General features: G+C 48.0%; 12 protein-coding genes. 5 read left to right on the top strand and 7 right to left on the bottom strand.

Translation table 11 applies throughout. From position 1 onward, the window contains the following. Positions 1-154: 154 nt before the first annotated feature. Both AACU94_RS14235 and AACU94_RS14230 read left to right on the top strand, forming a co-directional pair. On the top strand, positions 155-862 hold the full coding sequence (locus AACU94_RS14235) for a DUF1266 domain-containing protein (protein WP_130219441.1): 708 nt from the start codon (positions 155-157) through the stop codon (positions 860-862). Then, complete coding sequence (locus tag AACU94_RS14230; RefSeq protein WP_130219443.1) at positions 859-2,286, top strand: J domain-containing protein; 1,428 nt, start codon at positions 859-861, stop codon at positions 2,284-2,286. The genes AACU94_RS14235 and AACU94_RS14230 overlap by 4 nt, the downstream gene beginning before the upstream one ends. Before the next feature lie 9 nt (positions 2,287-2,295). Here AACU94_RS14230 and AACU94_RS14225 read toward each other — a convergent pair whose 3' ends face one another. Then, complete coding sequence (locus AACU94_RS14225; RefSeq protein ID WP_130219445.1) at positions 2,296-2,850, bottom strand: tetratricopeptide repeat protein; 555 nt, start codon at positions 2,848-2,850, stop codon at positions 2,296-2,298. A gap of 101 nt (positions 2,851-2,951) precedes the next feature. Here AACU94_RS14225 and AACU94_RS14220 point away from each other — a divergent pair, with 101 nt between their 5' ends. After that, on the top strand, positions 2,952-3,659 hold the full coding sequence (locus tag AACU94_RS14220; protein WP_135489636.1) for a DUF1266 domain-containing protein: 708 nt from the start codon (positions 2,952-2,954) through the stop codon (positions 3,657-3,659). Then, complete coding sequence (gene djlC / locus AACU94_RS14215; protein ID WP_135489635.1) at positions 3,656-5,107, top strand: co-chaperone DjlC; 1,452 nt, start codon at positions 3,656-3,658, stop codon at positions 5,105-5,107. Before AACU94_RS14220 ends, djlC begins: the two co-directional genes overlap by 4 nt. Before the next feature lie 110 nt (positions 5,108-5,217). Here the strand turns inward: djlC and hscC are convergent, their stop codons facing one another. The 6 genes from hscC to gltI form a co-directional block, all read right to left on the bottom strand. Continuing rightward, positions 5,218-6,888, bottom strand: a complete 1,671-nt coding sequence (gene hscC / locus AACU94_RS14210; RefSeq protein WP_130222610.1) for a molecular chaperone HscC — start codon at positions 6,886-6,888, stop codon at positions 5,218-5,220. 83 nt (positions 6,889-6,971) lie between these two features. Then, a complete protein-coding gene (gene rihA / locus AACU94_RS14205) occupies positions 6,972-7,907 on the bottom strand; it encodes a pyrimidine-specific ribonucleoside hydrolase RihA (protein WP_130219453.1) in 936 nt (311 codons plus the stop codon). 117 nt (positions 7,908-8,024) lie between these two features. After that, complete coding sequence (gltL, locus tag AACU94_RS14200) at positions 8,025-8,750, bottom strand: glutamate/aspartate ABC transporter ATP-binding protein GltL (protein ID WP_000631384.1); 726 nt, start codon at positions 8,748-8,750, stop codon at positions 8,025-8,027. Next, on the bottom strand, positions 8,750-9,424 hold the full coding sequence (gene gltK / locus AACU94_RS14195; protein WP_000272824.1) for a glutamate/aspartate ABC transporter permease GltK: 675 nt from the start codon (positions 9,422-9,424) through the stop codon (positions 8,750-8,752). The genes gltL and gltK overlap by 1 nt, the downstream gene beginning before the upstream one ends. Next, positions 9,424-10,164 carry a glutamate/aspartate ABC transporter permease GltJ gene (gene gltJ, locus AACU94_RS14190; protein WP_000020944.1) on the bottom strand — a complete coding sequence of 247 codons (741 nt, stop codon included), beginning with the start codon at positions 10,162-10,164 and terminating at the stop codon, positions 9,424-9,426. Before gltJ ends, gltK begins: the two co-directional genes overlap by 1 nt. A 169-nt stretch (positions 10,165-10,333) precedes the next feature. After that, complete coding sequence (gltI, locus tag AACU94_RS14185; RefSeq protein ID WP_130222612.1) at positions 10,334-11,242, bottom strand: glutamate/aspartate ABC transporter substrate-binding protein GltI; 909 nt, start codon at positions 11,240-11,242, stop codon at positions 10,334-10,336. Between the two features lie 454 nt (positions 11,243-11,696). On the opposite strand from gltI, the gene AACU94_RS14180 reads away from it, so the two are divergent. Beyond that, on the top strand, positions 11,697-13,574 hold the full coding sequence (locus AACU94_RS14180) for a rhomboid family intramembrane serine protease (RefSeq protein WP_135489634.1): 1,878 nt from the start codon (positions 11,697-11,699) through the stop codon (positions 13,572-13,574). Positions 13,575-13,613: the final 39 nt, after the last annotated feature.

Here is a 13,613-nt window from a genome sequence, read left to right as displayed (position 1 = left end):
CTTATGGTTGCAGATAAAGCATATTATATTTTTATATGTTCCATTTTTGCGTAAGCCTTATTTTATGCGTATTATGTTGCGTCAGAAAAGTATAAATAAATGAGCCTCGCAATGTAGTTTACATTCATTAAATGAATGTTTAAGGATAAATTATATGGACATGGAGTCGCAAAAAATATTGTTTGCACTTTCCACCCCGATGGAAATACGCAATGAATGCTGTTTACCTTCGCATTCATCCCCCAAAATGTATTTAGGTACATGCTTTTTTGACCTTTCTTCCTCCTGGGGAATTGATGACCGTGATGACCTGCTGCGCACAATTCACCGAATGATCGATAACGGTCATGCTGCACGGTTGGCTGGGTTTTATCATCACTGGTTTCGTTATTCGCCATGTGAATGGCGTGACTATCTTGCTGAATTAAATGAGCAAGGTCAGGCTTACGCGCAATTTGTCGCCAGCACCGCTGAATGCTGTGGCGAAGGGGGGATCAAAGCCTGGGATTATGTCCGGATGGGTTTTTTAAGCCGAATGGGCGTACTTAATAACTGGTTGAGTGAAGAAGAAAGTCTATGGATCCAGTCGCGCATTCATCTACGGGCGCTACGTTATTATAGTAACTGGCGGCAATACTTTGCCGGTTATACCTTTGGTTGGCAATATTGGCAGTCTCCCGAGGATGATAATCTGCCTTTATTACATGAATTCTTAGCGCGTAAAGAATACGACGATTCCGGCAATGATATGTTTTATCAATTATTTGCCAGTGACGATGCATATTACGCGACCTTACCCTGGCAACCACTGGCTGACTACCCCGCATGCCCGGAAACGCTTAAGGATATGAGCGACCTATGAAAAATTGCTGGAAGATCCTCGAAATAGAGGAAACAACTGACGTCGATATTATCCGTCGCGCTTATCTGGGGTTGTTACCGTCCTTTCATCCAGAAACCGATCCACAGGGCTTTAAACAACTGCGTCAGGCGTATGAAGACGCGCTACGGATTGCGCAGTCGCCAGCTAAATCTGTTTGGCAACCAGAAGAACATGAAGTTGCAGAACATGAAATTCTGCTCGCCTTTCGTGCGTTACTTGCCTCTGATAGCGAACGTTTTCTGCCCTCAGCCTGGCAGCGATTCATTCAGCAATTAAATTATTGCTCGATGGAAGAGATTGATGAATTACGCTGGTTGTTGTGCGCGATAGCTATGAACACTGCCCATTTATCCTTCGAGTGCATGGTGTTATTAGCAGAAAGATTGCGGTGGTTGCAGGAGGAAAACACCGAGGAAATAGACGAAGAAGAACTGGAATCCTTTTTATATGCCATTGCGAAGGGGAATATTTTTAACTTCCAGACCATCCTGCATCTGTCCGTTGCCGTGCAAAATGACACCATTGATTTTTACCAAATGTTCGCTCGGATTTGGTCATCGCATCCAGAATGGCTGACACTGTATTTAGCGCAACATCGCGCAGTGATTATCCCCGATGATGCAAAACTGCACAGAAATTTACTGTGCTGGTATACCTCAAGCCGCCTGGGATTACCTGAACTCCTGGATTACGCTCGGTCGTGGCGGGAAGCTGAACCTGATAATGAAGATGCGCGTTATTATGAATACGCGCAACGCGTCTATTGTGGGGAAGGCGAAAACCTGCTGGCAGAACTTTGTGATTACTGGCGCAAGTCTCCCTCTACCCAGGCGGATGCTTTAATGTTGCAATGGTGCCGTCAGCATCGGGTCGATTATTACCCATTAGTGGTGATGATGATTGAAGCTCGTGAACTGGTTAACGATCAGGGAAAACCGCTACTTTATGTCCCCGGCGACAGCGCCCGTACGCGCTTTCAATTATACGAAATACTCAGCCATGAAAAACTCTCTGCGCTGGGGCGTTCTCTGGTCGAGATGGTTTTGCACAAAGGGCGTAAGCCGCGAATCTCACTCACGCGTGATACAGAGCATCCCTTATGGCCATTATATTTAGTTGCTAAACAATTAGTACTGGCGAACCAGCCTACAGAAGAATCATTAATGCCGATCGTCGCTCGTCTTGATGCAGAAGATCGTTGCCCACTGGAAGCATTAATTATTCGTCGATTATTAATTCAGTCGGCGAATTTTACCGAGAAGCAAACCGTCGAACCGGAGCCGCAACCGCAGCCAATGCCTGTTGATGATGGTGGGCCGGGCTGTCTGGGCATCATTAAAATTATTTTCTATATTTTTATTTTTGCTGGTTTGATAGGGAAAATACTCCATCTCTTCGGGTGACAGTCGACGTTAATGTGCGGGAAGCCCAGCAAGCAATCTTTCCGCATTTTTGTAATGTTGTTTGGCGGCCAGTTTTAACCATTTTTGAGATTCATAATGGTTAACATTAATACCAGTGCCATTTCTGTAGATCAAACCCAAAGTATATTGAGCATGAGCATACCCTTGTTCAGCTGCTTCCTTATACCAGAGAATTGCTTTACGGGTATCGGGTTTGACTCCCAGACCTTTCAGGTAGATCCACCCCAGTTTGCTTTGTGCGCGCGGATTTTCCTGTTCTGCTGATTGCTCATACCAGTATCTCGCCTGTGTATAATCCAGTGGTTTACCGTCGCTACCATGAAGATAAAATTCGCCAAGGCGATATTGCGACGTTGAGTGACCATGAATCGCGGAAAGCTCCGTTGCTGCCGTGGTAAACGGAAGACTGCCTGGGGATCTTAAATAATCAAAGACATAATTCACCATAGCTTTATCGCGCAAAGTCGTTTTCTTAGGTTGGCTAATACAAGTGATAGCTGCAACTATAAATATTGCGAATATAAAATATATTTTTTTGTTCATTTATCAATACTTCGATTTTCTTTTTATTTTGAAAGCGTCAAGTTTATACTCATCATTAATAAAAAAGTAGTCAGTTAATGTACTTAAAGGATTGTTAATAAATGGATAAGGAAGAACAACGCCTTCTATTTGCGCTTTCTACGCCAATGGAGATTCTTAATAAGGGATGCAAGCCTGCACATGACTCGCCAAAAATGTATACCGGAATAAAAGAATTTGATCTGTCATCATCCTGGGGAATAAATAATCGTGATGATTTAATTCAGACTATTTACCAAATGACCGATGATGGTCACGCAAATGATTTAGCCGGGTTATATCTGGCATGGCATCGCACTTCACCTGAAGAGTGGAAAGCATTAATTGCTGGTAGCTCTGACAGAGGTCTGATTTATACCCAATTTGTTGCACAAACTGCTATGTGCTGCGGGGAAGGGGGAATCAAAGCCTGGGATTATGTTCGAATGGGGTTTCTGTCACGGGTCGGTGTGCTCAACAAGTGGCTGACGGAAGAAGAGAGTTTATGGCTGCAATCGCGCGTCTATGAACGAGCACACCATTACTATCAGAGTTGGATGCACTATTTTTCCGCCTATTCGTTAGGACGTCTCTACTGGCAATCCGCTCAGTGCGAAGACAATGCTTCGCTACGCGAGGCGCTGACCTTGTACAAATATGATAGCGCCGGGAGTCGGATGTTCGAAGAGCTGGTAGCGGGAAGCGATCGTTTCTATGCCACGCTTCCCTGGCAGCCATTAACTGCCCAACCTGAATGCCCGGTAACGCTTAAGGATGTGAGCGACCTATGAAAACATGTTGGCAAATCCTCGAAATCGAAAGCACAACACAAGTTGATATTATCCGTCAGGCTTATCTTGCTCGTTTACCGTTGTGTCATCCCGAAACCGATCCGCAGGGGTTTAAAGCGTTACGTCAGGCCTATGAAGAGGCGCTGCGACTGGCGGTAAATCCTGTCGAGGAAGCAGATTATGAAGAAAAAGATGCCGCCGCTGAACATGAAATACTACGTGCATTCAGGACATTACTGGATTCAGAAAGTGATCGTTTTCAGCCCTCCGCCTGGCAGAAATTTATTCAGCAATTAAATACCTGGAACATGGAGGATGTCGATCAATTACGCTGGCCGCTGTGTGCAATCGCTATAGAAGCGCGATATCTTTCATTAAATTGTGCTTCTTTGCTGGCAGAGCGTTTGAACTGGCATTCGTTTAATGACAGCGAAGGAATGGATGAAGAAGAGCGGGAGGCTTTTCTTGAGGCCATTCAGGCTGGTGATTGTTTCGATTTCCTTAGCCTTCTGGAATACCCCGTTGCGTTACAGAACCAGACTGTTGAATATTACTTCGCGCTGGAACGTTGCTGTCGTTACCATCCTGACTATGTCACTGCATTTTTGGCGATGGCAGGTCCGTGGTTAATTCCTGATGATGCGAAGTTGCATCGCAAACTATTGCGCTGGTACAGCTCGGTGCAAACAGGTATGGCGGAACTCATTCCTGTAGCCAAACAGTGGCAAATGGAAGAACCAGAAAGCGAAGATGCCCGATATTACTTGTGTGCTCAACGGTTGTTCTGCGGCGAGGGGGAAAGCCTGCTTGCCGATCTCTGCGTGTACTGGGAAAGTTACCCATCTACACAAGCCGATAATTTGTTATTGCAGTGGAGCAAACGTCATTGCCCGGATTACTTCGCGTTATTAGTGATGGTTATCGAAGCGCGAAGCATGATTGATGCACAAGGTAAGCCGTTGAAATATGTTCCTGGTGAGAGCGCCCGGACGCGGCTGTTATGGGCGGAAATTTTACATAGCGGAAAATTATCGCCGTTAGGTCAATCTTTTATCGAGTCGTTATTCTTCAAACGCAAAGCATGGGCGTGGTGGAAATCGAGAGTCGGTAGCGAGACAGGGCAAGATTCACCGTTACTGGATCTGTATCGGGTAGCGGAACAAGTAGTACTGGAAGCGTTTCCGAAACAAGAGATGCTGGCCCGTCTTAATACAAGGCTGGAAGGCGGAGACGCTCATCCATTAGAGGCCATTATCACCCGGATGCTGTTAACGAAAGTGAAACTCGAACCGGTGGATGAAGATGTCGATGAGCCTATACCTGAAAATCATGAAGAGATAAATGATGAGGATGAAAAACCACAGAGCATTACCAGCATTATTAAAATCAGCTTAACGGTGCTGGTGATAGGTTATGCTCTCGGCAAAATCGCGATGTTGCTCAGTTAGATGCGATGCTGACGCATCTTATCTTTCAATGTCGGATGCGATGCTAATGCATCTTATCCGACCTACGAGTAGGCCGGATAAGGCGTTTACGCCGCATCCGGCAGCCGTGTTTAAGGGATCTCAATGGCCAAATAATCGCTCGCCCGTCGACGAACTTCATCGACGCGGGCCATATCGTTTGACTGCAACGCCTCATCAAAATCGGTGATCACCCGGCCAATCTCTTCTCGCTCGTCACCCAGTGCACGCGCCCACAACTCTTCCAGTTTGGCTTTAAAGGTACGGTTGATGAGCATATCGCGCGGATAAATTTTCAATGCGGATAACCGCGCCCGACTCTCTTCAATCTGCTGAGCGCTCAATGTTACCGGACTGTGATTAATGACTCTGGACTTAACGCTGCCGTCTTCCAGAAGCACGTCAACTTCAAGCAACCCGTTGATATCATAACTAAAGCGAATATCAATCGACTGATAAGCCCCAGTTTTCTTCAACGGCACATCGAATGATTCCACCAGAATGTTATTTTTAACTTTGTGGTTTTCTCCCTGATAGACGTTAACCGTAATTGAATCCTGTTCCGGGTGCATGGTTGAGTAAGTTTCTACACGCGATACAGGCACAGTGGTGTTGCGTTCAATAATTGGCGAGAAAATGCCGGAAATGCCCTGGCGGTTAACTTCAACGCCCAACGAGTAGGGGCAAATATCGGTGAGGATCACTTCTTCAATGTCTTCGCTGCGTAAGCGGCAGGCGGCCTGGATCGCTGCGCCCAGCGCGACAATGGTGCTCGGGTCGTAACTTTGATACGGTAGTTTGCCAAACAGACGCACGGCGATTCGCTGCACCAGCGGCATTTGCGACGCACCGCCGACCAGTACCAGGCTGTCGATTTGACTCGGCTTCAGACGTGCATCGCGCAACGCCTGTTCAATCGGCACACGCAAGCGGTTGAGTAGCGGTAACCACAAATCTTCCAGTTCGTTCTCGTAAAATTCGCATTCACGTGTTTCTTCCTGGTACTGCCAGCGAATGTGCATTGGCGATTGATTGCTACATTTTGCCGCTTCCACACAGGCATACAAGGCTGCCAGTTCACTCTCGTTAAGCGCGGTTTTGGCAACTTCCGCGCGTTTTAAAACCTCATCGACCAGCATATGCGTAAAATCTTCGCCACCGAGGAAGTTATCGCCAGCGGAGGCGTGAACTTCAATCACCGGCGTGGCGTACTCGAGCACCGTGACGTCGAACGTGCCGCCGCCGAGATCAAACACCAGCGAACGGGTATTTTGCTGCGTATGCAGGCCATACGCCATCGCGGCTGCCGTTGGCTCGTTTATCAGGCGCACTGCATTTAGCCCGGCTAACTCTGCTGCTAAACGGGTATGCTTGCGTTGTTCATCACTGAAATAAGCAGGAACAGAGATCACCACATCTTTAATCGGACGTTGCAGAAATTCTTCGGCATCTTCTTTTAATGAGCGTAATACCAAAGAGGACAGTTCTGGCGCGTTAAATGTGTCGCTGCCTAACCGCCAGTTGGTATTACTGCCCATTGCACGTTTAAATAACGCTGCCGTTTTATCCGGATGCGAAGTACGCCTTGATACAGCCGGTTTTCCGACTAAAATATGATTATTTTCATCCATGCTAATTATGGATGGTGTTAAATATTCACCGAATTTATTTGGAATTAATTGTGCGGCACCGTCTTTCCAGACAGCAATTAAACTATTGGTAGTACCGAGATCGATACCAATGGCGAGTTCTGCATTATCCATTGCATTTATATCTTGAAAGAAAAAGAGATAACCAGATTAAGACCACCCTGGTAAAACGTGGTGATCTTAATCAATAAGGAGTATTAAGCGTAAAATTTCAGACGTTCAGCCAGTAAATCAACAAAGCCCTGACGATCAACATCGACCATTACAGTGGCATTCGGTTTATTACCGGTCAGATAGTAATAATCAACAACCGTCATCCCCTGGGTATATTTCCCCTGTGTTTCAACGCCGACCCAGCGCTCCACGGTGGTAAACAACTCGGGTTTCAATAGCCAGGCAATGGTGCATGGGTCATGCAGCGGTGCGCCGACAAAGCCCCATTTTTCGTCTTTATGATATTCGAGGAAGAAATCCAGCAGTTCGGCAACAATGGTTGAAATCGGGTTACCAATAGCGCGGAAACGCTCGGTGTCCTCAACGTGGATTTGTGCTTTGTGAGTAACATCCAGACCGGCCATCACCACCGGAATCCCGGACTGGAAGACAATTTCTGCCGCTTCCGGGTCAACGTAAATATTAAATTCAGCCGCAGGCGTCCAGTTACCAAGCCCCATTGCGCCGCCCATAATCACGATACGGGCGATTTTGCTGTGCAGTTCCGGATGGCTATTGAGCAGCAAGGCGACGTTAGTTTGCGGTCCGGTAGAAACAATGGTGACAAGTTCCGCACTTTCACGCAGCGTTTTCGCCATCAGCTCCACCGCCGTACAGTTTTGCGGTGCAAACGTCGGTTCTGGTAATGCCGGGCCGTCCAGTCCACTTTCGCCGTGTACGTTGTCCGCGATAATCAACTCACGCATTAACGGTTTTACCGCACCGCTTGCTACTGGAATATCGGTGCGATTAAGCAAGGTCAGCATACGCAGAACATTGCGTAATGTTTTATCGGGTGTCTGGTTTCCGGCTGAAGATGTGATGGCTTTGACATCAAGCTCTGGTGAGGCGAGGGCGAGAACTATTGCGATAGCGTCGTCATGACCTGGGTCGCAATCTAACAGAATTGGCAGTGCCATTGTTGCTCCTTGTTGTGTGTTTCTTTGCGACAAGGGTAACGCCGGAATGTAACAGATACGAGGACCGAAACGATAAAGCGTGAGATGGCGCGCACCTGGGTATGCGCGCCAGAAGGATTAGTGCAGGATTTTCGCGAGGAAGTCTTTTGCTCGGTCCGATTTCGGATCATCGAAGAAAGCGTCTTTCGGCGAGTCTTCGACGATTTTTCCCTCGTCCATAAAGATCACCCGATTCGCCACTTTACGGGCAAAGCCCATTTCGTGGGTCACCACCATCATGGTCATTCCTTCGTTCGCCAGTTCGACCATCACGTCCAGCACTTCGTTGATCATCTCCGGATCCAGCGCCGATGTCGGTTCGTCGAACAGCATCGCAATAGGATCCATGCACAATGCGCGAGCGATCGCCACACGCTGCTGCTGACCGCCGGAAAGCTGCGCCGGAAACTTATTGGCATGTGCGGAAAGTCCCACGCGCTCCAGCAATTTCAATGCTTTTTCACGAGCCGGCGCTTTATCGCGTTTAAGCACTTTCACCTGCGCCAGGGTCAGGTTTTCGATAATCGACAGATGAGGGAACAGCTCGAAATGCTGGAATACCATCCCGACGCGGGAACGCAGCTTTGCCAGATCGGTTTTCTTGTCGTTAACCACGATACCATCGACAGTGATTTCACCTTGCTGCACTGGTTCGAGGCCGTTGACGGTTTTAATCAGCGTTGATTTGCCGGAACCAGACGGGCCACAAACCACCACCACTTCGCCTTTTTTCACTTCGGTTGAGCAGTCGGTCAGCACCTGAAAGTGACCATACCATTTTGAAACATTTTTCAGGGTAATCATTATGCTGTCCTTCTTTTCAAGTAGCTGACCAACAACGACGCGCTAAGGCTAATAACGAAATAAACAAATCCGGCAAACAGGATCATCTCAACCTGCGTACCATCACGCTCACCGATGGTTGAGGCGGTACGGAAGAAATCGGCCAGAGATAACACATACACCAGTGAGGTATCCTGGAACAGTACGATGCCCTGAGTGAGCAGCAGCGGCACCATCGCGCGGAACGCCTGCGGCAGAATAATCAGTTTCATCGACTGCCAGTGAGTCATTCCCAACGCCAGCGCGGCGCTCGACTGACCACGAGAAATACTTTGAATACCGGCGCGGATAATCTCTGAATAGTAGGCCGCTTCAAACATCGAAAACGCCACCATCGCCGAAATTAAACGGATATCATTTTTTGGCGATAATCCCAGCACGTTTTGCAGAAAACCCGGCACAATCAGGTAAAACCACAGCAAAACCATAACTAAAGGAATCGAGCGGAATACGTTAACGTAGGCTTTGGCAAACCACGCAACAGGCGCAAAACTGGACAAGCGCATCACCGCCAGCATGGTGCCCCACAAAATACCAATCACGACTGCCGTGACGGTGATTTTCAGGGTGATCACCAGCCCGTCGAGCAGATATGGCAGGGAAGGGACAATGGAACTCCAGTCAAACTCGTACATTATTTGCCTCCCATGTTGCCGGGCAGGCGAACTTTACGTTCAACCAGCGTCATTACCAACATGATAACCGCGTTAATCAACACATACGCCAGCGTGATGGCGGTAAACGACTCCCAGGCGTGAGCGGAGTAATCGAGTAATTTACCCGCCTGCGCCGCCATATCTACCAGACCGATAGTCGAGGCGATGGCGGAGTTTTTCACCAGGTTCATCATCTCGGAGGTCATCGGCGGGACGATAACGCGATAAGCGTTAGGCAACAGTACGTAGCGGTAAGCCTGCGGTAGCGTCAGACCCATCGCCAGCGCGGCATTCTTCTGCCCACGCGGCAGCGACTGGATCGCGGCGCGTACCTGTTCGCAAACACGGGCGGCAGTAAACAGCCCCAGGCAGAGCATGGATGAAAGGAAAAATTGAATATTGGGATCCAGCTCGGCCTTAAACCACATGCCGATTTTCTCCGGCAGCAGCTCCGGGATCACCAGATACCAGGTAAAGAATTGCACAATCAACGGCACGTTGCGGAACAGTTCGACATACAACGTACCCAGACCGGAGAGAAAACGGTTTGGAACGGTACGTAAAATGCCGAAAAATGAACCGACGAGGAAAGCGATAATCCAGGCGCAGATCGACAAAGCGATCGTGACCTGAAAACCACTCCAGATCCAACCAAGATAGGTGGTGTTGCCGAACGGGGCTTGTTGTAAAAAAATACCCCAGTTCCAGTCTATAGACATAAATCTACTCCAGAAAAAAGAGGGTAGCAGCGTTAACTGCTACCCTCGAAGATTGTTACCCAGCGTATTGCGGTTTTCAGGCCCGATGGGGAACGACCATCAGGCGTATAGTCTGTCCGTGCTACGTAACAATCGAGAGGGCTGGAATTTCCGCCCCTGGTTCTTGTAATTAGTTCAGTGCTTTGTCATTCGGTTCTTTGAACAGTGCTTTCATTTCGTTTGACAGTTCGAAATTCATGTTCAGGTTTTTCGGCGGAATTGGATTTTTGAACCATTTATCAAACCATTTTTCCGCTTCACCGGAGGTCTGCACCTGAGCGATGGTGTCATCCATCAGCTTTTTGAACTGCGGATCATCTTTACGCAACATACAACCGTAGGCTTCCTGAGACTGCGGCTTGCCAACGATTTCCCAGTTGTCTGGTTTCTTCGCTTTCGCACGTTCACCGGCCAGCAGGGCATCATCCATCATAAAGGCAACGGCACGACCGCTTTCCAGGGTGCGGAAAGAGTCACCGTGATCTTTGGCGCTGATGATGCGCATATTCATTTTTTGCTCTTCATTCAGTTTGTTGAGCAAAACTTCAGAGGTAGTGCCGGAAGTGACGACCACGGCTTTGTCTTTCAGGTCGGCAAAATCTTTGATATCGCCGCCCTTTTTGGTCAGCAGGCGCGTACCGACCACGAAAATAGTGTCAGAGAAAGCCGCCTGTTTTTGGCGTTCGACGTTGTTGGTGGTAGAACCACATTCAAAATCGAAAGTGCCGTTTTGCAGCAGAGGAATACGGTTTTGTGAGGTGATCGGAATCAGTTTCACCTGCAAGTCCGGTTTGTTGAGTTTCTTTTTCACTGCTTCAACAATGGCGTTGGAGTAATCCTGCGAGTAACCCACCACTTTTTGCTGATTGTCGTAATAAGAGAAAGGCACTGAAGATTCACGGTGACCGACGACAATCACACCGTTTTTGGCGATTTTGTCCAGAGTACTGCCCGCTGCCGGGGCAGCGTCATCTGCCTGTGCCAGGCCTGCGGAAAGTGCCAGGGCCAGGATTGCTGTGGCAGGTTTACGTAATTGCATATCCAACTCCTTTATCTTCTGCGTTAAAAACGCATGGATACCCGTTGTGAGTGTTTGTGTTGTTATCATCTGCAACTTTATTGTGCAGTGTTGTGCTTGTTAGGTAACATTTAGTTTGGCTAAATGTAAAGATATTGCTGTTTTATTGTTTGTTTTTGCGAGATGCTCCGCACCATTCCGAAGCAAAATTCTTAAACCGCACCTTTTTGGTGCTACCGCTGATTTGTGATGGTGCAACCCGGTTGCGTCGCGGCTGATTTCATTGCTTACACAGTAAATAAAGCAACATACATGCCAAAAAATACTTAGGTGTGAATTAATTACGGTTGTAATTTTAGACTGAAAAAGTCATATTTCGGACAGTGTTAACTTTTCGGTATGGGACGTTTGCCGGGATGATAACTGCACACGGGAAAAATGCTTTTTACCTGTCTTTTCAAGGAAGAATCACCTTATGTCTGCATCTACGGTTAAGCCGTTAAATGTTCAATTACCCGCAATAACCCTTATCCTTTTTGCGTTTTGTGTTGGGATATTTTGTTACCTCGCACAATGGATGAGTTATGAAGAAGTCGATCAATCCGCACTTATCCATCTCGGCGCAAACGTTGCTTCTCTCACGTTGTCGGGTGAACCCTGGCGCTTATTGAGCAGTGTCTTTCTGCATAGTAGTTTTTCCCATTTGCTGATGAATATGTTTGCTCTCCTGGTGGTGGGGGCTGTGGCGGAACGGATTCTGGGGAAATGGCGACTCCTGATTATCTGGTTGTTCTCCGGCGTCATTGGTGGACTCATCAGCGCCTGTTATGCGTTACGCGAAAGTGAGCAGATAGTCATCAGCGTTGGGGCATCCGGGGCAATTATGGGGATAGCTGGCGCTGCGATAGCAACACAGCTTACTTCAGGTGCGGGTACACACCATAAAAACCAGCGGCGAGTATTTTCTCTGTTGGGTATGGTGGCGCTGACACTGTTGTATGGTGCCCGGCAAACAGGAATAGATAATGCTTGTCATATTGGCGGCCTGATTGCGGGTGGCGCGTTGGGGTGGCTGAGTGCGCGTTTATCTGGGCAAAACCGGCTTGTTACGGAAGGCGGGATTATTGTTGCGGGCAGTCTTCTTCTTATCGGGGCTATCTGGCTTGCGCAGCAGCAGATTGATGAATCAGTTTTACAGGTCAGGCAAAGCCTGCGTGAAGCGTTTTATCCGCAGGAGATTGAACAAGAGCGACGGCAAAAAAAGCAACAGTTAGCGGAGGAACGTAACGCCCTCAGGGAAACATTATCCGCTCCGGTAAGTCGTGAACAGGCCAGTGGTGATTTGCTCGCTGAGATTGCCGATATCCATGATATGGCGATCAGTCGGGATGGTAATACGTTGTATGCCGCAATTGAAAACACGAACAGTATTGTTGTTTTCGACCTCGGACAAAAGAAAATCCTGCATACCTTTACAGCGCCCATAGCGAAAGAAAAGTCAGTCAAACATTGTGGTGGCTGTAAAGATCAGGGCGTCAGATCGCTGGCATTAAGCCCGGATGAAAAGTTGCTTTATGCGACGTCATTTGAAGCGAATGCGTTATCGGTCATTAACGTGGCGACGGGGGAGATTATTCAGTCGATTACCACCGGCGCACATCCTGACAGCCTTATCCTCTCGCATGATGGAACAAAAGCCTGGGTGATGAATCGCACCAGTAATAGTGTGTCAGCCATTGATCTGGTGACTTATCAGCATGTGGCGGATATCCCGCTGGAGAAATACGACGGGACGGGGACAAGCGGTAAACCAGGCGCCTGGGTTATGGCACTTTCCCCGGATGAAAGAACATTACTGGTTCCGGGAGCAGGCAGAGGTAACATCGTGCGGATCAATACCATCACGCATCAGAAAGAAGACTTTCCCGCAGGTGATGCGCGTGGTGTCGTTTCTGCGATGGGATTCCGACCCAAAAATGGTGAGGTTATTTTTGCCGATAGCCAGGGGATTTCACGTATAAGCGTAGGGGATCAACAAGCCAGCATTATGACGCAATGGTGTAGCAGGAGCGTTTATTCCGTTGAGGGTATTAGCCCGGACGGTCAATATTTAGCGTTGGTGTCATATGGCCTGCAAGGTTATGTCATCCTGCTTAATATTAATGCCGGGCAGATTATTGGCGTTTATCCTGCCAGCTACGTTAATCACCTGCGTTTTTCAGCGGATGGTAGAAAAATATTTGTTATGGCGAAGAACGGGTTACTCCAACTGGACAGGACGCGCTCGCTTGATCCGCAGGCAATTATTCGTCATCCCCAATATGGCAATGTGGCTTGTATCCCTGAACCGTAAGAAAAAGGGGCATGATAATCATGCCCCACAGTGTGTTGA

The organism is Escherichia sp. E4702 (genome assembly GCF_963883545.1).
Lineage (GTDB): Bacteria > Pseudomonadota > Gammaproteobacteria > Enterobacterales > Enterobacteriaceae > Escherichia.
This window is presented reverse-complemented; position numbering and strand designations above follow the sequence as displayed.